Below are 23,989 nucleotides of genomic sequence, written 5' to 3'. Positions count from 1 at the left end.
GACAGCGAGAATGTACTGGTCAGTAGCTTGAGCCTGCAAGACGGCGACAATCGGACCTGCCTTCGAAGCCCCCCACGCACTCTCGTTAAGCTCACGTCCATGACCACTGTCCAAGAGCCGAACGCGCCGGAGGCGGCGGCCGCACCCGATATCCACACGACCGCGGGAAAGCTCGCGGACCTGCGGAATCGCCAAGCCCAGGCGCAGGCACCGAGCGGCGAAGCCGCCATCGACAAGGTGCACGCCAAAGGCAAGCTGACCGCCCGCGAGCGCATTACCGCCCTCCTCGACGAGGGCTCCTTCGTCGAACTCGACGCACTGGCACGGCACCGAAGTGTGAACTTCGGTCTCGCTGACAACCGCCCGGTCGGCGACGGCGTCGTCACCGGTTACGGCACCATCGACGGCCGCGACGTCTGTGTCTTCTCACAGGACGCCACCGTTTTCGGCGGATCGCTCGGCGAAATCTACGGTGAGAAGATCGTCAAGGTCATGGACCTCGCGATCCGCACCGGTCGCCCCCTCGTCGGCATCAACGAAGGTGCAGGCGCGCGCATTCAGGAAGGCGTCGTCTCGCTCGGCCTCTACGGCGAGATCTTCCACCGCAACGTCCAGGCCTCGGGTGTCATCCCCCAGATCTCACTGATCATGGGACCCGCCGCCGGCGGCCACGTCTACTCCCCCGCACTGACCGACTTCGTCGTGATGGTCGACGAGACTTCCCAGATGTTCGTCACCGGCCCCGACGTCATCAAGACAGTCACCGGCGAAGACGTCACGATGGAAGACCTCGGTGGTGCTCGCACCCACATGGTCAAGTCCGGAGTCGCCCACTACGTCGCTTCCGGCGAGCAGGATGCCCTCGACTACGTCAAGGACCTGCTCAGCTACCTGCCGTCCAACAACCAGGCAGCAGCTCCCCGCGGCGAGATCACCGACCCGATCGTCGGTTCGATCGAAGACAGCCTGACCGCTGAGGACATCGAACTCGACACCCTCATCCCGGATTCGGCCAACCAGCCGTACGACATGCACGAGGTCATCCGTCGCATCCTCGACGACGACGAGTTCCTCGAGGTCCAGGCCGAGCGCGCGATGAACATCATCGTCGGTTTCGGTCGCGTCGACGGCCGCTCGGTCGGCATCGTCGCCAACCAGCCCACCCAGTTCGCGGGCTGCCTCGACATCGACGCCTCGGAGAAGGCCGCACGCTTCGTGCGTACCTGCGACGCGTTCAACGTCCCGATCATCACCCTCGTCGACGTTCCCGGTTTCCTCCCCGGAACCGAGCAGGAATACAACGGCATCATCCGTCGCGGCGCGAAGCTCCTCTACGCGTACGGCGAAGCAACGGTCGGCAAGATCACGGTCATCACCCGCAAGGCTTACGGCGGAGCGTACGACGTCATGGGCTCCAAGCACATGGGCGCCGACGTGAACCTGGCATGGCCGACCGCTCAGATCGCCGTCATGGGTGCATCCGGAGCTGTCGGATTCGTCTACCGCAAGCAGCTTCTCGAAGCCGCGAAGAACGGCGAAGACGTCGATGCATTGCGCCTCAAGCTGCAGAACGAGTACGAGGACACCCTCGTCAACCCGTACGTCGCCGCTGAGCGCGGATACGTCGACGCTGTCATTCCTCCGTCGCACACCCGCGGACAAATCGTTTCCGCGTTGCGACTGCTCGAGCGCAAGGCCGTTTCCCTTCCGCCCAAGAAGCATGGGAACATTCCCCTATGACCGCAACCACCGAGGACATTCTCAGCGAAGATGTCGCACTGGCGGAGACTGCACCGACCAACGGTGCGGTCGTCGAGGGAAGCGCGACGGACGCTTCGCTCACGGAGCTGACCGAGACGTCGACCTCCGACGCGTCGGTCATCAAGATCGTCAAGGGTTCGCCCACCGACGTCGAGATCGCGGCACTGGTAAGCGTGCTTGCCGCGGCTGCCGGCAGCGGTCAGGCTCCCGAGTCGAATGTTCCCGCGGAGACCTGGGGCGATCCGACTCAGTTCCACCGCACGCGTGCGCCGTTCTCGCCGTACGCGTACCTGAACCCCGCGATCCGTCGCAGCTGACGATCACTTGCTGACGTGACTCAACTGGTTCTAGCTTCAGCGTCCCCGGCTCGCCTCGCAGTTCTGCGGGCGGCCGGGGTTTCGCCGCTTGTGCGTGTCTCCGGCGTCGACGAGGACAAGATTGCCGACAACCTCGGCCCCGACGCCGCTCCCGAAAAAGTCGTGACGGTGCTGGCGGAGGCCAAGGCCGCCGAGATCGTTCCCGGTCTTGCCGCCGACAATCTCACCGACGTAGTCGTTGTCGGGTGCGATTCGATGCTCCTGATCGACGGGCAACTTCAAGGCAAGCCGGGCAGCGTAGACATCGCCCGAAAGCGATGGGCCGCAATGGCCGGACGCAGCGCCACTCTCTTGACCGGGCACTGTGTCCTGCGCGTCGCCGACGGCCGCATCGTTCGCATGGCCTCGGATCACAGCGCAACAGTGGTTCATTTCGCGCAGCCGTCCACCGAAGATCTCGAGGCGTACCTGGCAACGGGCGAACCGCTCCAAGTCGCCGGAGCATTCACGCTCGACAGTCTCGGCGGCTGGTTCGTGGAGAGAATCGAGGGTGATCCATCGAGCGTCATCGGTATCGGATTACCTTTGGTACGAACACTTCTCGAGCGTGTCGGGGTTTCCGTCTCGGATCTCTGGCGCACGCAGAGCATCTTCTGACACGATTTCTCCAAGCACGGTTTCTCCAAGCAAGTTTTTTTCAAGCACCACTGACCAGCCTCGCATCGGGTTCATGCCGATGCGAAGCTGGTCGTTTTTGTTGTCGCCGAAGAGGTTTGACCCCTCAGGTTTTGAATGTGGTGTTCGCCGGCCGCGGATGCTGCCGCGGGTCGATCGAGGGCGGCGGGATGAACCACGGTTTGTTGTCGACCCCGATGCGAATCTCCCATTTCCCGACGAACCCGGATTTGCGGTGCATCAGCCGATGATGCGAACGGCACAGCAGGACAAGGTTGTTCATCACGGTCGGGCCGCCGTTGGCCCAGTGCCGGATGTGGTGTGCGTCGGTCCAGGCGGGCACGCATGTGCAGCCGGGGAAGGCGCAGCCTTTGTCTCTCGCGATCAACGCCACGCGCTGCTCCGCGGACACTAATCGTTTCCCGGGTTTCGCATCCAACGGAGCCCCGTGACCGTCGAGCAGAACAGTCGAGAGGAAACAGTCACATCCGAGGAGCCTGGTCTGCGATACGGACAGTGGTCCGAGCCAGGGCATGTGCCCGACATCGATATCCGACACAGCCGCTCCACCACCATCGGGCGAGGATGCGGCGGCGCAGTCACGATGCTCAGCCAGATCACGCGCGTTGATGTGCACGTTCACATGCGGACGCTGCCCACCATCGAAACCGGTCTTCGCGCAGTCCAGGTAACGCCGGATCAGTTCGGTGAACCCGTCCGCGGTCCGCTTCGCCGCCGACCGCGAATCCGGCGTTCCATCGGGTGCCGGGGTCGGCATCGTCAGATTCGACAACGCCGATAGCAGCATTTCGCCGGTGAGAGCATCGAAATCGCCGCGCACCACCACCCGACCATGCAACGTCGACGCGATGCGCAACTCGTTGCGATCGACATCTTCCGCGGGCGGAATCTCATCCGATTCGAACACTCGCTCCAAAGTCGCGATAACGTTCCGTACCTTCGTGGTCGTCGCCTCCACCCCGGACGCGGCAGCCAACAACAAATCGATACAGCGAGGGAGCGCTTCGTCCGGCATGCCCTTCGGTGGTGACTCGCAGAACGCCACGATCAACACGGCATGATCGAACGAGCAGTCCCCGACATCGAACCGGGCAGCCACCGCCGGAAACGGGCGTAGCGCTGCACCCAGGGCGGCGATCTTCTTCCCGTCCCGAACCTGCAGCATCGTGTTCGCCGCCAACCAGCACCCCACCCCGCGGCTCGCGATCACCTGATCATCCGGCCGCAACGACAACTCGTCCACCACCGCCACCCGAACAGCCTCGAGACGCAGAATCTCCGCGCTCGCCGACACCGCAGCAGCACGCAACTCAGAAGCAGACAACCGCCACAGGCGTCCGCGCAACCCCACCGCAGAACCAGACACCACATCCGACAACAAGACACTCATTGAATCCCCCGATCCCCTGAACACAGGCTACTCGAACACCCGTTCGAGTCAAGGGTATTTTTTTCAGACTGGGGAATTGACCCGCGGCAGGGCAGTCGAGGCCAATCCGATGCCGAGCGCAATTGCTGCGATGATCGCGAGCACGCGGCGTTGGGCTTCGAGAAACGCTTCGCCAGCCGCCGCGCGAGTAGATGCGTACGCGGCATCAACTGCCACTTGAACGGATTGGCCCCCGGCGCCGGCAGTTCCTTCGCGGCGACATTCCGGCGCCACCTCCATCGGTGTTCCGGATGCCAATTGACTTGTCGCGCAATCGACAAATGCCTTTTCGGCGATGTCGACCAGGCCGGGATTCACGCCGGCAGCTTCAAGATTCGCAACGTACTCGGGCCGCTCCCCCTGCACTGCTTGCGGAGCTTGCCCCGCGACGAGCGAGAAGAACACCACTCCGATCAAGGCCAGTCCGATCGAGCTGCCAACCTGCTGAACGGTCGGTAGCAGCCCCGACACCGAACCCGCGTGCGCGGGTTCGACCGTCGCGAGGATCGCGGTCTGCAGTGGCGCCACGAACAGTCCGAGCCCTGCGCCCCCGAGGAGGAGAGGACCGGCGAGCGCGAGCCAGCGTGGATCAGTTCCTTCGTGTTCGAGGATGACCGACAACGCGATCAGCGAGCCGGCAAAGACGACCATCCCCAAGATCAGAACGCGGTTTCCAAGCATCCGGTACACCGCGGATGAGAGAACCGCAGCCACGCCCATGCCGACGGCCCACGGGAGCGTCATCACGCCCGCTCGCAATGCGGAGAACCCGAACCCGAACTGAAGCGTGAGACTGATGGTGAAGATCAACGAAGTCAGGGTTCCGAAGAATACGAACGCAAGAACCGCGCCGATCGCGAAGGCTCGGTCGCGGAAAAGCTCCAGACGAAGGACCGGATCGCCGCCTCGTTTCGCCAGACGCGATTCGTAGAGCACAAACGCCAATGCCACCGGCACCGACATCGCGAGCATGACAACAAGACCTGTGGGCCATCCACGCGCCCTTCCCTCGGCCAGGGGAAGGATCAGCAGGAACAGCGCCAGCGATGACAGTGCGGCGCCGATGAGGTCCAGTGAGCGCACATGCTCAGCGCGAGCATCGACGAGATGGAAATACCCGAGAATCAAGGCGGCGATGCCGATCGGAATGTTGACGAAGAAGATCAGGCGCCAGCCCCAGTCGAAGAGATTCCACTCGATCAGCAGCCCGCCGATCAGAGGCCCACTGACCGTTGCGAGCCCGATGGTCGCACCGTAGATCCCGAACACTCGCGGATGCCTGGCCTTCGGAAACAGACCCGAGATGATGGCAAACGTCTGGGCGGACATCGAACCGGCCGCCAACCCTTGCAAACCCCGGAAGACGATCAACATCGTCGCGCTCTGAGCGAGCCCGCACAGCAACGAGGCCGCGACGAATACGAACAGGGCGGTCAGAAAAACAACCCTACGACCGAACAGGTCCCCCAACCTGGCCGCGGTGATCAACGAACACGCAAAAGCCAGGATGTACACGCTGACCATGAGCAACTGCGCCGATACGCCTGCTTGAAGATCGACGGCGATGCTCGGAAGCGCGACGTTGACGATCGTCGCGTCGAGCAACTGCATGAACGCCGCCGCCAGACTCGTCGCCAACCCGAGCCAGGGCGTCAGAGAACCAGCTCGCCGTCCGCCCTTATGGTCGGCGCCGACAGCGTCACCTAAAGGGTCCGGAAGCACCGAATGATCCTAATCGAACACGACGCTTCTAGAACCTGTTCTTGTTTAGATTGTAGTATTTCGGACAATTCAGTCCCCCAGATGGGATAGTTCGTCGTCTGCCCATTTTCAGAGCAGGCTTCTCGACGACACACGCAGGAGTTCTACTCGATGGATCTGAACTTGATCACCCATTGGCACCCGCTTCCTGGACGGGTAATCGAATGGGGCGTCACGCATGCTTCCGCTCAACGAGCCGCCGAAGCCGAGATCGACCGAGAACTACCCCCGACCACGATGCAGGATCGCCACCTGCGACGCGCCCGCGTCACCGCAGAGAAAGGCGATCCGCAGTCTCCGTGGATCGGTATCGCCTTCGATTTCGCAGGAACACTCGACCGCGACGCCATGACGCGAGCCCTGCAGCGCTACGTCCGTCGCCACGACACGCTGCACAGCTGGTTCTCCTTCGACGAAGCAACCACCGACGCTGCGGACACCGCGTTCGAGGTCCGTCGACACGTGGTGCCGGTCGAGAGCATCGAACTCGAGTACCGCGTCGGCGACGACGTCTCCGAATCCGAGGCGATCCGCGCACTCGTCGCAACCAAGTTCGCAACGGAAACCAGTGCCCTTCAGTGGCCGGCCTTCGTGTTCGGTGCCGTCGAGCACCACCATGCCGACCTCGAAGCCGATCCGAGCTTCACCCTGTTCCATGCAGTCGACCACGCCCATTCGGACATGAACTCGATGGTGCTGATGTACGCGGAATTGCGTCAGCTCTACGCCGCGGAAACGACCGGGTCACATCCCGAACTGGGCCCCGCGGGAAGTTACGCACAGTTCGGTCGCGTCGAACGCGAGCGAACAACCGAACTGACGATGCAGTCACCCGAAGTGCACCAGTGGCTCGGTTACCTCATGCGCAGCGGCGGCTCGTTCCCCGGATTTCCGCTCCCGCTCGGGGCGGAAGACGCGCCCAAACCGGCTATCGGTTCACGCTTCGACCTGGCCGATGACATCGAGTGCGAGAAGTTCGGTGCGGTCTGTAAAGCCAACGGCGCCAACTTCATCGGTGGAATATTCACCGCCCTCGCGATTGCGGAATTCGAACTGGCCGGACGCGACAAGTACATCGCCCTCTCGCCGGTCAGCACACGAACCGAGGCCGACTCGTTTGCACAGGGCTGGTACATCAACCTGATCCCGGTCGGCATCGACGTCGACGACAAGCGACGCTTCACCGAGTTGGCAAAGCTCGGGCAGCAGGGGTACCACGACGGCAAGGCACTCCTCGATGTCTCTGTGCAGCAAGTCATCGACCTGGTTCTGTCGAGCTTGGCCGAGTCGGATTCCGCACCCGGCGGATTGTCGAAGACGCTCACCCCGCCGCCGATCGTCTCGTACATCGACGGCCGCCGCATGCCGGATCCATACAGTTACGCCGAGACGAAGGCAACGGGAATCGTCGGCGGCAAAGAGACGCAGATCGCGTCGATGTGGATCAACCGGATGCACACCGGTACCTGGATCGCCGTGTCCCACCCTGACACCCCCATTGCCCACGAATCGGCCACCCGCTTCGCCGAGCACGTCTCCAAGATCATCAAAACTGTTGCAGCTCAGGGCGACTACTCGTTCTCGGCACCAGAGGGAGCGTCCTGATGCATGTCACCTCGATCGATCGATACGGACTCGAGCCCGGAATCGTCACCGAATGGTCGCTCCAGCCCGCGGACGGCGCCGTCACCGAGTCGGAAGTACCACCGTCGTACAACCAGCATTTCCATCTCGAGACTGCGCGAACACACGGCATGGGCCGGAGTGTGTGGATGGCAGCCGCATTCGACCTTCCCGGAGAACTGAATCGGCCCGCACTCGATCTCGCGCTGCGCCTGTTCATCAGTCGCCATGACACTCTGCACACAGGATTCGAGGTGGGCGAGTTCACCACCACCCGAATGGGACTCGATCCCGACGGCACACACATCGAGACTTCGGAACCTGTGAAGTTCGATTCGACCGAAGACCTCCGAGCGCACCTCAAGAAGCGATTCACGACGGTATGCGATCCACTGACCTTCCCCGCCTACACGTTTGCCACGGTCGAACGCGACGAGCACTACACGGTCCTGAGCGCCTTCGATCACACCCTCGTCGACGGCTACTCGCTGGTCATCGCCCTCGGGGAACTGCGACAGATCTACGAGGGACTGATCGCCATACCCGAACTGACCGACCACGAGGCCGTCGACGCAGTGATGAGCCGACTGGGTGACCCGGGAAGTTTCGTGCGGTACTGCGAACTGGAGGCCGACGCCCTGCTTCCCGTCGACAACGACCCTCGAATCCGAGAGTGGGCAAGGTTCTACGAGATTTGTGGTGGCACATCGCCGAGTTTCCCCTTGGATCTCGGCGTCGAGGCAGGAAAGCCCGCGCCTCAGGGCGCCGATGTGCGCGTGCTGCTCGACGAGGAACTGACCGCGAAGTTCGACGAGATCTGCCTATCCGCCGGCGGCAGCGTGTTCACCGGAATCCTCACTGCGATGGGACTTTCCGTCCACTCGTTCACCGGACAGGCGACGCTTCCACTGCAATTCCCGCTGCACATCCGCAAAGATCCACGCTGGGCCGACGCCATCGGCTGGCTCACCACGAGCGCGCCGATCACGGTCCAGATCACTCCCGATGCGGATTTCGGTGCATCCCTTGCACATACGCATGCGTCGTTCCGAGTTGCGTTGACGCTCGAGGGCGTCACCATGGCCCAAGTTCGAGATGCTTTGGGCGACAAGATTCGACGCACGCGCACCGACGTCTTCATGGTGTCGTACATCGATTACCGCAAACTACCCGGCACCGACGATCATGATCTCCTCAACGCTCATCACATCAGCAATGTGACGGTCGCCGACGATGCCCAGTTCTGGATTTCGCGAACGAACCGTGGTCTCTCGCTGCGTTCGCGCTTCCCGGACACCGACACGGCAAACGAAACCATGGTGAATTTCCTCACCGATCTCGACCGGATTCTGAGGGAAGTCTGCGCCCGGGGCGTGACGCCGATCGGAAGTGTCACCGAACAATTGAGAGATTCGAGCGTCGGGGCAGGAACACCGAGGATTTAGTGTCGGCAACGGGTACGAGCAGGCAGAACCTGCTTCCGGGCGTCTCCCCTTGCGCGCAGCGCATAGAATCGATCAAGTCCGTGTTCGAACCGAACGATTCGTCTTCAGGAGTACGCCCGTGCCCGTTGCCCCCGATCCCTCAACCGCGTTTGCCGAGTTCGCGCATCCCGACCGGTTGGTCTCGACGGAATGGCTCTCGGCGAATCTCGGTACGCCGGGCCTCAAGGTCGTCGAATCCGATGAAGACGTGTTGTTGTACGACGTCGGCCACATTCCCGGCGCAGTGAAGATCGACTGGCATCTCGACCTCAACGATCCGGTCACCCGCGATTACATCGACGGTGCGAAGTTCGCAGAGTTGATGAACCGCAAGGGCATCAGCCGCGACGACACCGTCGTCATCTACGGCGACAAGAGCAACTGGTGGGCCGCCTACGCACTGTGGGTCTTCACTCTGTTCGGCCACGAGGACGTCCGTCTTCTCGACGGTGGCCGCGATGCGTGGATCGCCGAGAACCGTGACACCGCATTCGACGTTCCCGACATCACGTCAACGGATTACCCGGTCGTCAAGCGCAACGACGCTCCCATCCGCGCATTCAAGGACGACGTACTTGCACACTTGGGCGACGGGCCGCTCATCGACGTGCGATCTCCGCAGGAGTACACCGGCGAGCGCACCCACATGCCCGACTACCCCGAAGAGGGTGCGTTGCGCGGTGGACACATTCCCAGCGCTCTCAGCATCCCGTGGGCGAAGGCAGCGGCACCGGACAGCCGCTTCCGCACCCGCACCGAACTCGGCGAGATCTACGGCGGTCTGTCGGCCGACGACAACATCGTCGCGTACTGCCGCATCGGTGAGCGTTCCAGCCACACCTGGTTCGTGTTGACCCATCTTCTCGGCTACCCGAACGTTCGTAACTACGACGGTTCCTGGACAGAGTGGGGCAATGCAGTGCGCGTCCCGATCGTCCAGGGCGAAGAGCCCGGCGCAGTTCCTTCCTCCGTATCGGCGTCATGAGCACTCTTCCTTCGGCCCTGGCCGAGATCGTCGACGACTTCGCAGCCGTCGGCGCCTCGGACAAGCTCACTCTTCTTCTCGAGTTCAGCCGAGAGCTACCGCCGTTGCCGGCGGAGCTCGAGCAGAGCGCGATGGAGCCGGTCCCCGAATGTCAGTCGCCGCTGTTCCTCTCGGTCGACGATTCGGATCGCGACAACGTCCGTCTGTACTTCAGCGCGCCCCCCGAGGCTCCCACGACGCGTGGTTTCGCATCGATCCTCGCGCAGGGGCTCGACGGTCACAGCGCGGACGAGATCCTCGGTGTACCCGACGACTTCTATTCGGCGCTCGGTCTCGCAGAAGCTGTGAGCCCGCTCCGTCTGCGCGGAATGTCGGCCATGCTCGCGCGCATCAAGCGGCACTTGCGGGGCTGAAAACATGGAGTTCACCGAACTGGCCGACTATGCGATTCCGGCCGGCGCACTCGTCGAATGGTTGCCGTGCGCAACCGGGCCATGGGTTCCGGATCCGCGGCCCGTCTCCTACATTCACGAGGCACATCTCAACCGTTCCGCTGCAGGCGCAGGCGACAAGTCTTGGCTGGGAACAGCTTTCGAGATTTCCGGCCCGCTCGACGTCGATGCGTTCCGAGTCGCCCTCGGCCGCTGGATCGACCGTCATGAAGTTCTGCGCTCGCATACCGTCCTCGAGCCCTCGAGTGGCGAGATCACCCGGCACACCGTCCCGATCGGCGGAATCAACATCGGGGTCGTCAGCCACGGCTACGACGCGTCCAGCCAGGACAACTTCGACCACCTTCACCGCCTGTTCGACGATTACGCGTCCCCGCACAGTTGGCCGTCGTACGTCTTCGCGACGTTGACGCCCCGCGGTGGCGACGGTCCGTTCACCGTGTTCTTCGCGGCGGACCACTCGATCATCGACGGTTTCTCGATCGTGCTGGTCGCTCACGAGATTGCAGCGCTGTACCGCGAGGCCTCGACCGGCAGCGCTGCAAATCTGTTCCCGGTGGGCAGCTACGTCGATTTCGGTGCCGTCGAACGCGAGCAGATGGCCGACATGGAAGCCGAGAAGGCTGCGGTGGAGATCTGGCGTAAGGCTCTCGGAACGGACGGGTTACCCCAGTTCCCGCTACCGATCGGTGAACGCGGAACCGATTCTCAGAACGGCCTGTCGACCTGGCTGCTCGACGCCGAGCAGTCCAAGGCCTTCAGTTCGACGTGTGCAGCCGCCGGCGTGGGTTATTTCGCCGGACTACTCGGCGGACTTGCGGCCGTAGGTCGCGAAGTCGCGGGATCCGATCAATTCGAGGTCGTGACGCCGGTTCACACCCGCAGCGCTCAGGAGTGGGCGGGTGCGCTCGGCTGGTTCGTCGGACTGTGCCCGGTCGAGTTCACCGTTGGATCGGACTGTTCGTTCGGCGACCTCGCGACACGCGCCGCCGAATCGATCGCTTCGGTCAAGCCTGCCGCCGCGGTCCCGTTCGATCGGATCGGTGAGCACCTCGAAACCCCGATTCGACCGCGATTCGTGGTGTCCTACATGGACGTTCGCTTTGTACCCGAGGCCGCACAGTGGCCCGAATGGAACGCCAGAGCACTTCGAAGCAAGGCATACACGCACGACGTATACATCTGGATCAACCGCACACCCCAAGGCCTCAATCTCGCAGTCAGGTATCCAGGCAATGAGACGGCGAACGCCGCGGTTCACGCCTACGTGGCCGCACTGCGCCGGACCGTCGAAGAAATCGTCGCCGAACCGGACACCGGCACCTCCGGCAGCTACTCATCGGTAGTTTTCGAAACCGTTTCCTAAGCCGGAGTGGGCTTTAGCGATCCGGTTACAGCCAGCGCCGAAGCGATGCATACACTCCGAAGTGATGCCAATCCCCCGATGGTGAAATCCCAGAGGAATACACCGCGGAGACAGACTATGCGAACCACAGGAGGCTCAGTGCCCAGTCATGCCAGCGCGCACATTACGAAGGTGCTTGTCGCGAACCGCGGTGAAATCGCGGTACGGGTCATCCGGGCGGCCAAGGATGCCGGCTACGGCAGCGTTGCCGTTTACGCCGAGCCCGACGCAGAAGCGCAGTTCGTGAAGCTCGCAGACGAGGCATTTGCCCTCGGCGGACAGACGTCCGCCGAGTCCTACCTCGTGTTCGACAAGATCCTCGATGCAGCCAAGAAGTCCGGCGCCGACGCCATCCACCCCGGCTACGGCTTCCTCTCCGAGAACGCCGACTTCGCCCAGGCCGTCATCGACGCGAACCTCATCTGGATCGGTCCGTCACCGCAGTCCATCCGCGACCTCGGCGACAAGGTCACGGCACGCCACATCGCAGAACGCGCGAAGGCCCCGATGGCTGCCGGCACCAAGGACCCCGTCAAGGGCGCAGACGAGGTCGTCGCATTCGCCAAGGAATACGGCGTACCGGTTGCGATCAAGGCTGCCTTCGGCGGCGGTGGACGCGGCATGAAGGTCGCCCAGACCATCGAGGAAATCCCCGAGCTGTTCGAGTCGGCCACCCGTGAGGCCATCGCAGCCTTCGGTCGCGGCGAGTGCTTCGTCGAGCAGTACCTGGACAAGGCCCGCCACGTCGAGGCTCAGGTCATCGCCGACCAGCACGGCAACGTCGTCGTCGCCGGTACCCGCGACTGCTCACTGCAGCGTCGCTTCCAGAAGCTCGTCGAAGAGGCTCCGGCTCCGTTCCTGACGGACGACCAGCGCGCACGCATCCACGCGTCCGCCAAGGCCATCTGCAAGGAAGCCGGCTACTACGGCGCCGGAACGGTCGAGTACCTGGTTCAGGGCGACACCATCTCCTTCCTCGAGGTCAACACCCGCCTGCAGGTCGAGCACCCCGTCACGGAAGAGACCGCGGGCATCGACCTGGTGCGTCAGCAGTTCCTCATCGCCAACGGCGAAGAACTCTCCATCAAGGAAGATCCCACCCCGCGTGGACACTCCTTCGAGTTCCGCATCAACGGTGAAGACGCCGGCCGCGGCTTCATGCCCGCCCCCGGCCCGGTCTCCGTCTACCGTGAGCCCACGGGCCCCGGCGTCCGCGTCGATTCCGGTGTCGTCGCCGGCGACGTCATCGGCGGACAGTTCGACTCCATGCTCGCCAAGCTCATCGTCACCGGCGCCACCCGCGAAGAAGCCCTCCAGCGGGCATCGCGCGCTCTGGCCGAGTTCGAGATCGACGGCCTCGCGACCGTCCTCCCGTTCCACCGCCACATCGTCGAGAACCCGGCATTCGTCGGTGACGGCGAGAAGTTCGACATCTACACCAAGTGGATCGAAACCGACTGGGAAAACACCATCGAGCCGTACGCCGGTTCCGGTGCACCGGTCGACGACGAGGACGAGGCTCTGCCGCGTCAGAACGTCGTCGTCGAGGTCGGTGGACGTCGCGTCGAGGTTTCCCTCCCGGGCCAGTTCTCGCTCGGCAACGGCGGCGGCGCAGCATCCGGTGCCATCCGCAAGAAGCCGAAGGCACGCAAGCGCGGCGGCGCCGGCGGCGGCGCAGCATCCGGTGACGCCGTCACCGCTCCGATGCAGGGCACCGTCGTCAAGGTCGCAGTGACCGAAGGCCAGGAAGTTGCCGAAGGCGACCTGATCGCGGTTCTCGAAGCCATGAAGATGGAAAACCCCGTCAACGCGCACAAGGCCGGTGTCGTCACCGGACTGTCCGTCGAGCCGGGTGCAGCAATCACGCAGGGAACGGTTCTCGCAGAACTGAAGTAAGGCCTCCGGCCCCGTGCGCCTTTCCGGTAGTCCCCACTACCGGAAAGGCGCACAGTCGTTTGAGTAGGCTGTAACGATGGCTGACGTCCCCGACATTCGCATCGGCACTGCAGAACGCGAGCAGGCACTCGATCTCCTGAGCGAGCACTTCGCCGCAGGCCGCCTCACCGTCACGGAGTTCGACGAGAGAAGCGGAATCGTCAGTGCCGCAACAACTCGCAGTGAACTCGTTCCGGTGTTCGCCGATCTACCGGGCAACTATCAAGCTCCAGGCACCGCTCCCCTGTCGATGGTGACACCTCCCGCCGCACCGGCGGAGCGACGATTCAACCCCGACTGGTCCGGTCGCGTCATGGCCGTCATCCCGATTCTCGCGGTGATCCTGTTCTTCGTCACCGGTACCTGGTTGTGGTTCCTCGCGATTCCCCTCGCCGGTGCACTGCTGTTCGGTACCGACAGGGAACGCAAAGCCAAGCGTCGCCGCGAGCGGGGCTCCGACTGATGGAGCCGATCGAGATCAACGCAGGCGGATGGTATCTGCGAGCACTGCGCGCAGACGAGCGTGTGGACGACCGCCCTGCCCTTGCCGACGGCGGTATCACCGACCCCGATTACGTGAGTCAGCGGAGCGCTCAGTGGCACGAAAACAGCGTCTACTCCTGGGCCGTGTGCCAGCCCAACACCGGTGAGCTTCTCGCCGAGGTCGTTCTGACGCCTCTCGACTCCACCGCCCTGCTGACCGGCTGGGCCCGCGACGGGCACACCGAGGCGCTCACGACAGCCGCCGACGCCGTCACCAGATTCGCCGAAGGTGCACTCGGACTCGTCGTCGTCGAGGGGCAGACGAATTGAAGAACAACCGATACTGGCCGCTGGCGATCGCCGTGGTCATTGCCCTGATCATGCTCTTCTCCCCGGGCTCCACCGTCCCGTCGAGCCCGGAGAACACCGACAAGATCACTCACACGTTGATGTTCGCGGTGCTGGCGATCACCTCGTTGCACGCCCGGATCCCGGCGTGGATCACCGCGGTCTGGCTCGTGATTTTTGCTGCTACGTCCGAGGTTCTTCAAGCAGCGCTGCCCATTTCGCGTTCCGGTTCGATCTGGGACGGCACCGCCGACCTGCTCGGCATCGCCATCGGGATCGGTATCGTCAGCCTCGTGATGCGGCGTCGAACGGCCCGCGACGACGAGCCGAGCAGGTCCTGATCAGCTGAGCAGGTTGCTCCGCAATTGTTCCTGGGTCGACGCGTCGATCTTCAGGCCGTCGGTGAAGTAGGCCTCGATCGATCCGTGGACCTGCGCAAGCTCTGCCATCGACGCCTGCAGGTACTCGCGCCTGACACCGAGGACACCTTCGAGCAGGGTCGGATCGATACCCTTGGCCTCGAATCGCTCGAGGAGCGGCGCGAACATCGGCAACAGAACCTTGTTGGTTTCGAGGTAGTCCGCGAAGACCGCGTCCTCGGAGGCACCCAGGAACAGCAGTAGCGCGGCTGCGGCCCAGCCCGTGCGGTCCTTGCCCGTGGTGCAGTGAATGAGTGCCGGCGAGCTGGGCGGCTGCGCCAAGTCGACGAACAGTTGCCGGTACGACGCGACCGCACTCGGCAAGGTCACGAAATCGCGGTAACTTCCCTGAAAGTACTCGAGCGCCTGGCCGCTACCCAACGCTTCGGCAGCAAACGCCGGGTCGGCGATCATCTGCTGCATCTGAGCCGGAATGGCGCGATACTGCTTGTCCGCCAATACGTCCAGGCCGAGTTCTCGGATTCCGTCCGGCGTCAGATCCGGCGCCGTCTCGCGTTCGGACTCGGTGCGCAGATCGTAGATCGTGACGATGCCCAGATCGGCGAGGGTCTGTGCGCCCTCCGCACTGAGCGATGCCAGATCGGTGGAACGAAACACACTCCCGGTGCGGACGGTGCCACCGAAGCTCGATTCGGGGCCACCGATGTCTCGGAGGTTCGCCAGGGACGGTACGACGGAAGACAGCTTCGGAGTATCGGTCATACCTAAGAATGTATCTGTCACCGGAATAGGGCGGCCGGAGAAATAAGATCGAGACACATCATCTCCCGTAATTGCTGCGCTACAGATCCGTAACATGCTCAAGTAATCCTGTGGACATGCCTACAACGAATTCCAGTGGTCTCGGAGCCTTCGATGCGCTCGGTGACCACCAGGCAGTCGCGGCGCTGCTCGAGTGTTGCCATTCCGCCGTGTGGGCACAGGAAATCGCCTCGTCTCGCCCGTTCACCGATCTGGAAGCTCTCTTCGACAAAGCAGATGCCGTGCTGGCCGAGCTTCCCGAGTCCGAAATCGACGACGCTCTGTCCGGCCACCCACGAATCGGTGAGCGAAGCGAAAGCGCGGCCTCGACCCGTGAACAGTCGGAAGTCTCGTCCGCGACAGAAGACGTCCTCGCGGAACTTCGACAGAAGAACGCCGAGTACGAAGAGACATTCGGCCATGTTTACCTGGTCTGCGCGTCGGGGAAATCTGGAACGGAGCTCCTCGACATCCTTCGAGGCCGTCTCCGAAACGACCCGGCGACCGAGCGTTCCGTGCTTCGAACCGAATTGGCCGCCATCAATCGAATCAGGCTTGCCCGTCTGATCGATTCACTCGCCGGAGGCGCAGCATGAGCAAGACCCTGAGCACGCACGTTCTCGACGCGACGACGGGCATTCCCGCTGCGGGGATTCGCGTCGAACTTCGTGATCGAGACGGCGTCACGATCACCAGTGCCGAGACCGACTCCGACGGCCGCATCCCCGAACTTGCTCCCGGTGGTCTGGCCACCGGTCACTACACCCTGACTTTCGACACGGGAACGTATTTCGAGACCAACGGACAAGAGAACTTCTACCCGGAAGTGACAGTGACCTTCCGGGTGGACGACGCGGCGCGGGGCTATCACGTCCCACTGTTGCTGTCGCCCTTTGCTTATTCCACCTATTGCGGGAGCTGAAAACGTGACTACCGAAAACATCACGACCGGCAACATCACGACCGGTGTTACAAGCACCGACCGGTTGAGCGGATCCATCGAACTTACCGGTCACCAGTACGGCAAAGCTGAGAACAGGGTAGTCCGAATCTACCGCGACACTCCTCGTCACGAGATCCACGACATCAACGTCTCCACCTGCCTGCGTGGAGATTTCGCCGACGCGTACCTAACCGGCGATCAGTCGAAGGTTCTGCCGACCGACACGCAGAAACAAACGGCCTATTCCTACGCCAAGGAAAAGGGTCTGATCTCGATCGAGACGTACGGACTCGAACTCGCCCGTCATTTCGTCGACGACATCGAACCGGCCAGTGGCGCGCGGATCGAGATCGAGGAATACGCTTGGGAGCGTGCGATTGTCGACGGCAGCGAGCACGACTACACCTGGATTCGGAAGGGTCAGGAAGTTCGGACGGCGTCGATCACAATCTCCGATACTGGGACAGTCGATGCCGGGACGTGGGTGATCGGCGGTTTGAAGGACCTGGTGATCCTCAAATCGACCGGTAGTGAGTTCTCGGGTTTCCTCGAAGATCCGTACACGATCCTCGAGCCGACAGACGACCGCGTCATGGCGACGACCTTGGTCGCCCAGTGGCGATTCGTCACCACCGACGTCGACTGGGAATCGGTCTACGTGGGTATCAAGGCACAAATCGTCAAACAGTTCGCGCAGGTGCATTCACTTGCCTTGCAGCAGACGCTCTTCCACATCGGCAAAGCAATTCTCGAAGAGTTTCCGATCATTGCCGAGGTTCGACTGTCGGCACCCAACAAGCATCATTTCGAATATGCACTCGGCCGCTTCGGAGTCGAGAACGACAACGAGGTGTTCCACGCCGCCGATCGTCCGTACGGGCTGATCCAAGCTGCGGTCAGCCGATCCGACGCACCAGACGCGGGGCCGTCGTGGACACCCTATTCAGGCTGGTTGTCGTGACCGACCCGGCCCTCGGGACCACTCTCGTCGTCGCCAATGCCCATGTGGTCACGATGGACAGCGAGCGTTCCGAGCACCCCGACGGCTACGTCGTGATCTCGGGCAACAAGATTGTCGACGTGGGGGCCGGAAAGGCTCCCGTGTACCCCAATGCGCACGTGATCGACGGCAACGGTTGCCTGATCACGCCCGGTCTGGTGAACACACATCATCATCTCTACCAATGGATCACCCGTGGCCTGGCAGCAGACTCGACGCTCTTCGAGTGGCTGACCACGCTGTACCCCGTCTGGGCGGGTATCGACGCCGACGCCGTCCACGTGGCGGCCACCGGCGGACTCACCTGGTTGGCAAAAACCGGATGTACGACCACCACCGACCACCACTACGTCGTTCCCCGCGACGCCGGCGACGTTTTCGAAGCCGAGATCACCGCCGCTGCGCAGGTTGGCCTTCGATTCCACCCGTGTCGTGGGTCGATGGACCTCGGTCAGAGTTCCGGCGGCCTGCCACCGGATCACGTCGTGGAAAAACTCGACGACATCCTGACCGGCACGCAGTCGGTGATCGACCGCTGGCACGATCCGAATGCGGGGTCGATGCTGCAGATCGCGGTAGCTCCCTGCTCACCCTTCTCGGTGACGGAGTCACTGCTCCGAGAGTCCGCGACGCTGGCCCGCGAAAACGGCGTGCGAATGCACACGCATCTCGCCGAGACCCTGGACGAGGAAAGCTTCTGCCGAGAGCTTTTCGGTTGCACGCCGGTCGAATACATGGAACGCGTCGGCTGGGTGGGCCCGGACGTCTGGTACGCACACGCAGTCCATCTCGACGACGCCGGTATCGAGACGATGGCGCGAACCGGAACTGCCGCGGCGCACTGTCCGACCTCCAATGCGCGGCTGGGGGCCGGTATCGCCCGTGCCGCCGATCTGGTGAAGGGCGGGGTCACCGTGGGGCTCGGCGTGGACGGCGCGGCGAGCAACGAAGCATGCAGTCTGATCGAGGAGTCTCGTCATGCGCTTCTGTTTGCTCGCGCCAAGGGCGGACCGCAGACGATGACGGTGCGAAAAGCCTTGGAATTGGGAACGATCGGCGGCGCACGAGTTCTGGGCCGCGAGGGCGAAATCGGATCGATCGAGGTCGGAAAACTTGCCGACCTGGCGGTGTGGAAACTCGACACCGTCGCGCATGCCGGCATCACCGATCCGGTGGCGGCGCTCGTACTCGGCTCGACGCCCCCGCTGAAGTTACTACTCGTCAACGGGCGAATCGTAGTTGCCGACGGACGAGTCACCACCGTCGACGAGGACGTCGTGGCCTCGGATGTCGCACGCGCACACCGCGACCTACTCGGAAAGGCTTGAGGCAGCGATGGATCTGCACAGCGTCGACGAAGTTCTGGTGCCGCGGACCCGCGCCGAGCTCCCCTGTGCCTCACCCGGTATCGGGTTCATCGGCGGCGGCACCTGGCTGTACTCGGAACCGCAGCCGCACCTGACCACTCTTGTCGACCTTGCGGGCTTCGACTGGAAAGCTGTCGCGGTCGGCGATCTCGGTCTCGAAATCGCGGCCACCTGCACCATCGAGGAACTGTGCCGCGCCGATCTTCCCACCTCATGGTCCGCCGCAGCGCTGTTCCAACACTGCGCCGACGCACTGCTCGCATCGTGGAAGGTGTTGCGATACGCGACCGTCGGCGGCAACATCGCGCTCTCCTTCCCAGCCGGAGCGATGACGACTCTGTGCACCGCTCTCGATGCCGAACTGACGATCTGGCGTCCGGACGGTACCGAATACTCAGTCCCCGTAGTCGATTTCGTCATCGACGATTCTCGCAACGTGCTCGGCCCCGGCGAGATCATCCGCAGTATCCGGATTCCCGTGCATGCACTGACCGCACGTACCGCGATGCGAAAGCTGGCACAGACGTCACTCGGGCGATCGGCCGTAGCCGTTGCCGGACGCTGCGGTGCCGACGGTTTCACACTGGCGATCACCGCCGCGACCCGCCGTCCGTACGCTCTGAAATTCGACGAACTCCCCGACGCCGCTGCGCTTGCGGATGCGTTGCACAGCAGGATTCCGGAAGACGCCTACTTCACCGATGTCCATGGAACTGCGCCGTGGCGGAAGGCGATGACTGACCTTCTCGCCGAAGAAATCCGAGGTGAACTGGAATGAAGTACTCGGTGGACGGAGTTCCCCGCGACGACCAGCCCCGCCCAGGACAGTGCCTGCGAACCTTCCTCCGCGAGCACGGAGCGAACTCCGTCAAGAAGGGGTGCGATGCCGGAGACTGCGGCGCCTGCTCGGTTCTGGTCGACGGACACCCCACCCATTCGTGCATATTTCCCGCCCACCGCCTCGGCGGCCGCGACGTCGTCACCGCCGCCGGCCTCGGAACACCGGAGAAACTTCACCCCATTCAACAGGCATTCGTGGACGCCGGTGGATTCCAATGTGGTTTCTGTACAGCGGGAATGGTAGTCACCGCATCAGCGCTGTCGGTCGAACAAAAATCCGATCTCGCGTGCTCGATGAAAGGTAACCTGTGCCGTTGCACCGGTTATCGGTCCATTCGTGACGCCCTCGCGGGTACATCCAATACCGAGACCGCCAAAACAGGCGGGGCACAAGGGCGTTCCATCGCAGCCCCGGCGTCCGCACGCATCGTCACGGGGACCGAGCAGTACACCATGGACTTCTCCCCGGGTGAGAAGCCGATCGGCCTGCTTCACGTCGCAGTACTCGGCAGTCCGCACGCACACGCACACATAACCCGGATAGACACGGCAGCAGCGGAAGCGGCGCCGGGCGTCGCCGCGGTCCTCACCTTTCAGGACAGTCCGGACGTGCTGTTCTCGACCGCCCGGCACGAGGACCGCAACGACGATCCGGACGATACGCGGGTGTTCGACAGGACCGTCCGTTTCCGCGGCCAGCGCGTCGCCGCGGTAATCGCCGAAACCCCGACGCAGGCGGAACGTGCACTCTCGCTGATCGAAGTCGACTACGAGGTACTCGACGCGGTATTCGAACCAGATCTGGCGCGTTCCCCCGGCGCTCCGCTCCTGCACGGCGACAAAGACGAGAGCTCGCGGATCGCAGAAGTCCCTCGCAACGTGGTTGCCGCGCTTCACGATGGTGTCGGCGATCTGGACCGTGCGCTCGCGGATGCGACTGCAGTCGTCGAAGGTACGTGGAAAACTGCGCGAGTCCAGCACGTGGCCTTGGAAACTCACGGCGCAGTGGGGTGGCTCGACGAGGACGGCCGTCTCGTCATCAGAAGCAGCACACAGGTGCCGTTTCTGGTTCGGGACGAATTGGCGCACATCTTCGATCTCGATCGCAGCCGAATCCGGGTGTTCGCCAAGCGGGTCGGTGGAGGCTTCGGCGGGAAGCAGGAACTACTCACCGAAGATCTGGTCGCACTCGCCGTCCTGCGAACGGGTAGGCCCGTTGCTTACGAGTTCAGCCGCAGCGATCAGTTCACCATCGCACCGTCACGGCACCCGATGCGAGTTTCGGTTCGCGCCGGCGCCGATGCCGACGGAACTCTCACTGCACTGGCCATCGACGTCCTTTCCGACGCCGGGGCGTACGGGAACCATTCGATCGGAGTCATGTTCCACGGTTGCGCCGAATCCATGGCGGTCTATCGCGCTGCAACCAAACGCGTGGACGCCGAAGCGGTCTACACGAACAACGTTCCGTCCGGCGCCTTCCGTGGTTACGGGCTCGGCCAGATCATCTTCGCCGTCGAGTCGGCCATGGATCAGCTCGCTGATCGTCTCGGCATGGACCCCTTCGAGTTTCGGCGGCGAAACGTCGTCGTACCCGGAGACGATTTTGTCGACTGGCACGTCGAGGACGGTGATCTCGAATTCGGCAGCTACGGACTGGACCAGTGCATCGACCTCGTCGACAGTGCACTGTCGAGCGGACGCGGGGAGGCTGCACCGGCAGGGTCGCGTTGGCAGATCGGCCGGGGCATGGCAATTGCCATGATCGCGACGATCCCGCCGCGTGGTCACTTCTCCGACACCACTGTCGCACTCGAGGCCGACGGTCGGTACGTGGTGAACATCGGCACCGCTGAGTTCGGCAACGGAACCACCACGATTCACCAACAGATCGCGGCCACCGAATTGCGGACGACAGTCGATCGCATCACGATTGTTCAATCCGACACCGATGCAGGCGGATACGACACCGGAGCATTCGGGTCGACGGGAACGGTGGTCGCCGGCAAGGCGCTCCTGATCGCCTGCGAGCGCCTTCGCGAGCGAATACTGACCCGTGCGGTGCGATTGAGTGGCCGCGGCGCGCAGATCGACGATCTTTCGCCGGACGGGGTCGAAACGTCCCACGGTTGCCTCGATTTCGCGACGCTACTCGAAGGTGGCCCGCTCGCCGCTGACGGTCGCCACGACGGAACACCGCGCTCGGTCTCGTTCAACGTTCACGGTTTTCGCGTTGCCGTCGACACGGATACCGGCCGGGTGAAGATCCTGCAGTCGGTTCAGGCCGCCGATGCCGGCACCGTCATGAACCCGGCACAACTGCGAGGGCAGGTGGAAGGCGGTGTGGGACAGGCCCTCGGCGCTGCACTGTCGGAGGAAATCGTCATCGAAGAAGGCCGAGTGATCAATCCTCAGCTACGCAATTACCACGTTCCACAGATCGGAGATTTGCCGATCACCGAAGTACTGTTTGCCGACACGTACGACAAACTCGGGCCTTTCGGCGCAAAATCGATGAGTGAGGCCCCCTTCAATCCGGTAGCACCGGCGTTGGCAAACGCGATAGCCAACGCGTGTGGAGTGCGTATGTACTCCACACCGATGACACCGGATCGAGTGTGGAGCGAACTCCAGGCCAGAGCCTAGACTTCGCGCTCGAGCACTCGCTCGACTGCGTCGACCGCGTCGTCCAACTCACCGGTGGTCACCGTCAGCGCGGGACGGAATCTGATTCCTCTCTTCCCGGTTGGCAGTATCATCACATGCTCGTCTTCTCGCAGTCGCTGGACGACGCGATCACGAAGGTCACTGTCCGCCAACGTAATCGCGCACATCAGACCACGACCGCGCGGCTCGGTCGCCGCCGCGTAGCGCCCGCAGACTTCGGTCAACCGGGCAAGGAGATGCGCACCCGTGAATCGCGCGCGGTCGATCAGTCGGTCCTGCTCGATGACTTCGAGTATCCGCCGGGCGCGCACCATGTCGGTGAGGTTGCCACCCCACGTCGAATTGATCCGGGAACTGACGTGAAACACATTGTCGCGCACTTCATCCACTCGACCGCCGGCCATGATGCCGCAGACCTGCGTTTTCTTACCGAAGGCAACCACATCCGGATGCAATCCCAATTGCTGATAGGCCCAAGCGGTTCCGGTGATTCCGCATCCCGTTTGCACCTCGTCGAGAATGAAGAGGGCGTCATTCTCACGACACAGCTCTTGCATCGCCTGCAGGAATTCCGGCCTGAGGTGATGGTCACCGCCTTCGCCTTGGATCGGCTCGGCGATGAAACAGGCTATATCGTCGGGGTTGTCGGAAAACGCTCGGCGCGCTTGCTCGAGAGCTTTCCTCTCCGCAGCTTCGACATCGCGACCGTCTGCGAGATACGGCGAGTCGATCCGGGGCCAGTCGAACTTGGGGAATCTCGCGACCTTGCCCGGTTCGGTATTGGTGAGCGACATCGTGTATCCGCTACGACCATGGAAGGCCTCCGTCAAATGCAGGACCTTCGTCCCCAGATCGCTTGACAATCCGCGGCTTTCGTTCAACCGACTCTTCCAGTCGAAGGCAACCTTGAGTGCATTTTCCACCGCAAGTGCCCCGCCGTCCACGAAGAACAAGTGTGGGAGCGCCGAATCCCCCAGGACCCGAGCGAAAGCCGCAACGAAGCGCGCCATAGGCTCGGTGTAGATGTCGGAATTACTCGGCTTGTTGGAGGCGACAACGGCCAATTCCTGCTGGAATTCCTCGTCGTCGGCGATCGCAGGGTGATTCATCCCCAGGGCGGAAGAGCCGAAGAAACCGAACATGTCCAGAAACTCGGTGCCGTCTCGCAGGTCGCGGAGATACGAACCTTGCGACCTTTGCACATCGAGAATCAGATCGAATCCGTCGACGAGAATGCTGGCCTTCAGCACGTCGTAGACCGGAAAGAGCGCACTGTCACCGAAGTCTCGCATCGCAGTACTCATACTGCGAA

General features: G+C 62.9%; 22 protein-coding genes. 18 read left to right on the top strand and 4 right to left on the bottom strand.

Annotated features, from left to right (window positions below):
* The first annotated feature begins 99 nt into the window (after positions 1–99).
* The 3 genes from B0E55_RS11540 to B0E55_RS11530 are packed head-to-tail and all read left to right on the top strand — an operon-like array spanning position 100 to position 2,735.
* Positions 100–1,740, top strand: a complete 1,641-nt coding sequence (locus B0E55_RS11540; protein WP_003940853.1) for an acyl-CoA carboxylase subunit beta — start codon at positions 100–102, stop codon at positions 1,738–1,740.
* Entirely contained in the window at positions 1,737–2,078 is a 342-nt protein-coding gene (locus B0E55_RS11535) for an acyl-CoA carboxylase subunit epsilon (RefSeq protein ID WP_019747751.1), read from the top strand. Before B0E55_RS11540 ends, B0E55_RS11535 begins: the two co-directional genes overlap by 4 nt.
* 15 nt (positions 2,079–2,093) lie before the next feature.
* Positions 2,094–2,735 (top strand): Maf family protein, encoded by a 642-nt coding sequence (locus tag B0E55_RS11530; protein WP_007731146.1) that lies wholly within the window; start codon positions 2,094–2,096, stop codon positions 2,733–2,735.
* A gap of 124 nt (positions 2,736–2,859) precedes the next feature.
* Here B0E55_RS11530 and B0E55_RS11525 read toward each other — a convergent pair whose 3' ends face one another.
* Together B0E55_RS11525 and B0E55_RS11520 are read right to left on the bottom strand one after the other, a co-directional pair.
* Positions 2,860–4,164: an HNH endonuclease signature motif containing protein gene (locus tag B0E55_RS11525; RefSeq protein ID WP_080909736.1), complete on the bottom strand. Its 1,305-nt coding sequence runs from the start codon at positions 4,162–4,164 to the stop codon at positions 2,860–2,862.
* A gap of 63 nt (positions 4,165–4,227) precedes the next feature.
* Positions 4,228–5,925 (bottom strand): MFS transporter, encoded by a 1,698-nt coding sequence (locus B0E55_RS11520; RefSeq protein ID WP_019747749.1) that lies wholly within the window; start codon positions 5,923–5,925, stop codon positions 4,228–4,230.
* A 150-nt stretch (positions 5,926–6,075) separates the two neighbouring features.
* Here B0E55_RS11520 and B0E55_RS11515 point away from each other — a divergent pair, with 150 nt between their 5' ends.
* The 9 genes from B0E55_RS11515 (at position 6,076) to B0E55_RS11475 (ending at position 15,020) form a co-directional block, all read left to right on the top strand.
* On the top strand, positions 6,076–7,569 hold the full coding sequence (locus tag B0E55_RS11515; protein ID WP_080909735.1) for a condensation domain-containing protein: 1,494 nt from the start codon (positions 6,076–6,078) through the stop codon (positions 7,567–7,569).
* The gene (locus B0E55_RS11510; RefSeq protein ID WP_080909734.1) at positions 7,569–9,032 is read left to right on the top strand and encodes a condensation domain-containing protein; all 1,464 of its coding nucleotides are present in this window, start codon (positions 7,569–7,571) and stop codon (positions 9,030–9,032) included. The genes B0E55_RS11515 and B0E55_RS11510 overlap by 1 nt, the downstream gene beginning before the upstream one ends.
* A 118-nt stretch (positions 9,033–9,150) precedes the next feature.
* Positions 9,151–10,056, top strand: coding sequence for a sulfurtransferase (locus B0E55_RS11505; protein WP_019747746.1), 906 nt, complete (start codon positions 9,151–9,153; stop codon positions 10,054–10,056).
* Entirely contained in the window at positions 10,053–10,469 is a 417-nt protein-coding gene (locus B0E55_RS11500; RefSeq protein ID WP_019747745.1) for a SufE family protein, read from the top strand. Before B0E55_RS11505 ends, B0E55_RS11500 begins: the two co-directional genes overlap by 4 nt.
* A 4-nt stretch (positions 10,470–10,473) precedes the next feature.
* Positions 10,474–11,874, top strand: coding sequence for a condensation domain-containing protein (locus B0E55_RS11495; RefSeq protein ID WP_080909733.1), 1,401 nt, complete (start codon positions 10,474–10,476; stop codon positions 11,872–11,874).
* Positions 11,875–12,012: 138 nt separating this feature from the next.
* A complete protein-coding gene (locus B0E55_RS11490; protein WP_019747743.1) occupies positions 12,013–13,809 on the top strand; it encodes an acetyl/propionyl/methylcrotonyl-CoA carboxylase subunit alpha in 1,797 nt (598 codons plus the stop codon).
* Between the two features lie 76 nt (positions 13,810–13,885).
* Positions 13,886–14,311: a DUF1707 SHOCT-like domain-containing protein gene (locus B0E55_RS11485; protein ID WP_029255031.1), complete on the top strand. Its 426-nt coding sequence runs from the start codon at positions 13,886–13,888 to the stop codon at positions 14,309–14,311.
* Positions 14,311–14,661, top strand: coding sequence for a hypothetical protein (locus tag B0E55_RS11480; RefSeq protein ID WP_003940792.1), 351 nt, complete (start codon positions 14,311–14,313; stop codon positions 14,659–14,661). The genes B0E55_RS11485 and B0E55_RS11480 overlap by 1 nt, the downstream gene beginning before the upstream one ends.
* Positions 14,658–15,020 (top strand): VanZ family protein, encoded by a 363-nt coding sequence (locus B0E55_RS11475; protein ID WP_019747741.1) that lies wholly within the window; start codon positions 14,658–14,660, stop codon positions 15,018–15,020. Before B0E55_RS11480 ends, B0E55_RS11475 begins: the two co-directional genes overlap by 4 nt.
* On the opposite strand, the gene B0E55_RS11470 is transcribed toward B0E55_RS11475, so the two are convergent.
* The gene (locus B0E55_RS11470; protein WP_047890256.1) at positions 15,021–15,821 is read right to left on the bottom strand and encodes a tyrosine-protein phosphatase; all 801 of its coding nucleotides are present in this window, start codon (positions 15,819–15,821) and stop codon (positions 15,021–15,023) included.
* Positions 15,822–15,937: 116 nt separating this feature from the next.
* On the opposite strand from B0E55_RS11470, the gene uraD reads away from it, so the two are divergent.
* The 6 genes from uraD to B0E55_RS11440 all read left to right on the top strand — a co-directional run bounded on the left by uraD (position 15,938) and on the right by B0E55_RS11440 (position 22,656).
* Positions 15,938–16,456 (top strand): 2-oxo-4-hydroxy-4-carboxy-5-ureidoimidazoline decarboxylase, encoded by a 519-nt coding sequence (gene uraD / locus B0E55_RS11465; protein ID WP_020969193.1) that lies wholly within the window; start codon positions 15,938–15,940, stop codon positions 16,454–16,456.
* Entirely contained in the window at positions 16,453–16,782 is a 330-nt protein-coding gene (gene uraH, locus B0E55_RS11460) for a hydroxyisourate hydrolase (protein ID WP_080909732.1), read from the top strand. Before uraD ends, uraH begins: the two co-directional genes overlap by 4 nt.
* A gap of 64 nt (positions 16,783–16,846) precedes the next feature.
* On the top strand, positions 16,847–17,764 hold the full coding sequence (gene pucL, locus B0E55_RS11455) for a factor-independent urate hydroxylase (protein WP_198538419.1): 918 nt from the start codon (positions 16,847–16,849) through the stop codon (positions 17,762–17,764).
* 53 nt (positions 17,765–17,817) lie between these two features.
* Positions 17,818–19,131: an 8-oxoguanine deaminase gene (locus B0E55_RS11450; protein ID WP_232816936.1), complete on the top strand. Its 1,314-nt coding sequence runs from the start codon at positions 17,818–17,820 to the stop codon at positions 19,129–19,131.
* 7 nt (positions 19,132–19,138) lie between these two features.
* The gene (locus B0E55_RS11445; RefSeq protein ID WP_029537912.1) at positions 19,139–19,948 is read left to right on the top strand and encodes an FAD binding domain-containing protein; all 810 of its coding nucleotides are present in this window, start codon (positions 19,139–19,141) and stop codon (positions 19,946–19,948) included.
* On the top strand, positions 19,945–22,656 hold the full coding sequence (locus B0E55_RS11440; protein WP_080909731.1) for a molybdopterin-dependent oxidoreductase: 2,712 nt from the start codon (positions 19,945–19,947) through the stop codon (positions 22,654–22,656). Before B0E55_RS11445 ends, B0E55_RS11440 begins: the two co-directional genes overlap by 4 nt.
* Here B0E55_RS11440 and lat read toward each other — a convergent pair.
* Entirely contained in the window at positions 22,653–23,981 is a 1,329-nt protein-coding gene (gene lat / locus B0E55_RS11435) for an L-lysine 6-transaminase (protein ID WP_080909730.1), read from the bottom strand. The two genes, B0E55_RS11440 and lat, sit on opposite strands and share 4 nt — an antisense overlap.
* Positions 23,982–23,989: the final 8 nt, after the last annotated feature.

The organism is Rhodococcus sp. 66b, from assembly GCF_002076325.1.
Classification (GTDB): Bacteria; Actinomycetota; Actinomycetes; order Mycobacteriales; family Mycobacteriaceae; genus Rhodococcus_F; species Rhodococcus_F erythropolis.
The sequence above is the reverse complement of the archived record's forward strand: the minus strand, read 5'-3'. Positions and strand labels throughout refer to the sequence as shown.

Excerpts from the sequence above, each read along its gene's own strand:
- B0E55_RS11480 (WP_003940792.1), top strand. The coding sequence starts at position 14,311 with ATGGAGCCGATCGAGATCAACGCAGGCGGATGGTATCTGCGAGCACTG.
- B0E55_RS11540 (WP_003940853.1), top strand. The coding sequence starts at position 100 with ATGACCACTGTCCAAGAGCCGAACGCGCCGGAGGCGGCGGCCGCACCC.
- B0E55_RS11525 (WP_080909736.1), bottom strand. The coding sequence starts at position 4,164 with ATGAGTGTCTTGTTGTCGGATGTGGTGTCTGGTTCTGCGGTGGGGTTG.
- B0E55_RS11510 (WP_080909734.1), top strand. The coding sequence starts at position 7,569 with ATGCATGTCACCTCGATCGATCGATACGGACTCGAGCCCGGAATCGTC.
- uraD (WP_020969193.1), top strand. The coding sequence starts at position 15,938 with ATGCCTACAACGAATTCCAGTGGTCTCGGAGCCTTCGATGCGCTCGGT.
- B0E55_RS11470 (WP_047890256.1), bottom strand. The coding sequence starts at position 15,821 with ATGACCGATACTCCGAAGCTGTCTTCCGTCGTACCGTCCCTGGCGAAC.
- B0E55_RS11440 (WP_080909731.1), top strand. The coding sequence starts at position 19,945 with ATGAAGTACTCGGTGGACGGAGTTCCCCGCGACGACCAGCCCCGCCCA.
- lat (WP_080909730.1), bottom strand. The coding sequence starts at position 23,981 with ATGAGTACTGCGATGCGAGACTTCGGTGACAGTGCGCTCTTTCCGGTC.
- B0E55_RS11495 (WP_080909733.1), top strand. The coding sequence starts at position 10,474 with ATGGAGTTCACCGAACTGGCCGACTATGCGATTCCGGCCGGCGCACTC.
- uraH (WP_080909732.1), top strand. The coding sequence starts at position 16,453 with ATGAGCAAGACCCTGAGCACGCACGTTCTCGACGCGACGACGGGCATT.
- B0E55_RS11445 (WP_029537912.1), top strand. The coding sequence starts at position 19,139 with ATGGATCTGCACAGCGTCGACGAAGTTCTGGTGCCGCGGACCCGCGCC.
- B0E55_RS11450 (WP_232816936.1), top strand. The coding sequence starts at position 17,818 with ATGGACAGCGAGCGTTCCGAGCACCCCGACGGCTACGTCGTGATCTCG.
- B0E55_RS11535 (WP_019747751.1), top strand. The coding sequence starts at position 1,737 with ATGACCGCAACCACCGAGGACATTCTCAGCGAAGATGTCGCACTGGCG.
- B0E55_RS11515 (WP_080909735.1), top strand. The coding sequence starts at position 6,076 with ATGGATCTGAACTTGATCACCCATTGGCACCCGCTTCCTGGACGGGTA.
- B0E55_RS11500 (WP_019747745.1), top strand. The coding sequence starts at position 10,053 with ATGAGCACTCTTCCTTCGGCCCTGGCCGAGATCGTCGACGACTTCGCA.
- B0E55_RS11485 (WP_029255031.1), top strand. The coding sequence starts at position 13,886 with ATGGCTGACGTCCCCGACATTCGCATCGGCACTGCAGAACGCGAGCAG.